The organism is Candidatus Cloacimonadota bacterium, from assembly GCA_034661015.1.
Lineage (GTDB): Bacteria > Cloacimonadota > Cloacimonadia > JGIOTU-2 > JGIOTU-2 > JAYEKN01.
On sequence record JAYEKN010000148.1, the window covers coordinates 1 to 2,088 of the forward strand.

General features: G+C 38.9%; 1 protein-coding gene. It reads right to left on the bottom strand.

Annotated elements, in window-relative coordinates; genetic code table 11:
- Positions 1-613 precede the first annotated feature (613 nt).
- Positions 614-2,088, bottom strand: a 1,475-nt coding sequence (locus U9P79_05900) for a methyl-accepting chemotaxis protein (GenBank protein MEA2104154.1), incomplete at its 5' end; no start/stop codon positions are given.

Sequence of the window (2,088 nt, forward strand, 5' to 3'; positions counted from 1 at the left end):
GAAAGAATTTTATCCGTCAAGTAACTCAATTATGTCAATTGAGTATCGGATAGATCGAAAGTGCTTATTTAAAAAGTGCTTATTTAAAATAGAGGGTGGAGATTGAAAATTGGAAATTTTTTCCGTATAATCTGTGCAATCTGTGTAAACTGTTGTTTGTTATCTGTTTTCCGTATTCCGTTTGAAAATATGTCGCAGCGCTGCGTTGAATCATTTGTTATTTTGAAATTTGAAACTTGAAATTTGAAATTTGAAACTTGAAATTTTTCTGCTTTTGCCGTTTTGGAAAAACGTGTTTTGTTCCGTCGTCGTTTAACAATGCCGTAACAAATCAACTGTGGGTAAACCTTACGATATTTAATTCCGGGGAGAAAAAACCCGAGTCGTGTCGAAAAGAGTGACGCGACTCGAGTTTTTTAACTATTCATTATTCATTATTCGTTATTTTACATTTTACATTTTACATTTTACATTTTACATTTTACATTATTCATTATTTTGCCGCAGTTCTCGGCTTATCCGCCAGCTGGCGGACGCCTCAAGCCAAGTCCTGCTTTCCAGTTTTCGTGTTCTGTTCTTTGTGTTCTTTGTGTTCTTTGTGTTTCATCTTTTATCAGAAGTCGGAGAAATCTTCGTCTTCGTCAAACGGAATTACTTCTTCGGATTTTTTCTTTCTGTTATCCGGTAAGGCTTCCTTCTTCTTGAATCCAACTCTCGGCGGCTTCTTTGAACTACTGCCCGAAGATGTATTAGAAATATTGAATTCGGCTACCATTGCACTTAGTTCTTCTGCCTGACTGCTCAGTTCTTCGGCAGCAGATGCGGATTCTTCCGAATTGGCCGCACTGCTCTGGATCGCCTGATCAAATTCCTTCAGAGCTTTATTCACACCATTTATCCCATCCGTTTGTTCTTTAGATGCTGCCGATACTTCGCCGATAATATTATTTACTTTCTCGGTGCCGGAATTGATCTTTTCAAATGCCTCGGTAACCGCTTTGTTTTCGCTAACGCTTTCGCCGGCACTTTCAACGATATTTTGAATGATTATATCCGTATTCTTGGCTGATTCCGCGGAACGTTGGGCAAGATTTTTCACTTCTTCCGCTACTACAGCAAAACCTTTTCCGGCTTCTCCGGCTCTCGCTGCTTCCACGGCTGCATTCAAGGCAAGTAAATTGGTCTGGAAAGCAATATCGTTGATTGTCTTGATTATCTGAATCGCTTCATTTGCAGACTTGCTCATAGAATTAACAGATTTACTTAGAACATCAATTCTTTTGCCACCGTCAATTGAATCTTCATTCGTTTCTCCGGAAAGATTATTTGCTTGGTTAGCATTTTCCGCATTTTGACTTGTCATAGAAGACATTTCTTCCATTGTGCTGGATACTTCTTCCAAAGTACTCGCTTGCTCGGAAGAACCTTCTGCCAACTCCTGACTCGCAGAACTTATCTGTTGGGAAGCAGAAGAAACTTGATCCGCTGCTGAATTTATTTGGGAGAAGGCTTCGTCCAAGTTTTCAACAGCTGCATTGAAATCGTTCTTCAAGTCGTTAAAGCCACCTTTATAAGATGCTTCAATCCTTGCCGTTAAATCTTTGGCAGCAAGTTTGTTGATATTGTCAATTACATCTTCTATGGGTTTAACAAATCCCTCCATTATTTGATTAGCAATCTCTACCATATTTTTATAAGCGCCTTGATATTCGTCTGGACGACCACGGAAATCTAACTTCCCATTGTCTGCGGCTTCGGATAATTCATTAAACTGTCCGGTTATAGAGAGCAATGTTTCGGTAACAGCATTAACATTGTTCTTTATATCTTCAAAGTCTCCTTTATAGGTTTTCTCCATAAGATTGAATTCGCCTTTTGCCTGGTTGGCAATGGCTTCAAGTGCATCATTAACTGGAGCGACAAAGGCATCAACTATTTCATTAACCTGTTTTCCTATTTCTTTAAAATCAATATCAACTTCTTCAATATCCATTCGGCTGTCAAGTTGCCCATTCAATATTTTTGCACCAATCTCTTTTGCTTGTGCTACTATTTTTTTGATTCCACCGGATACCGCCCTATTAATAA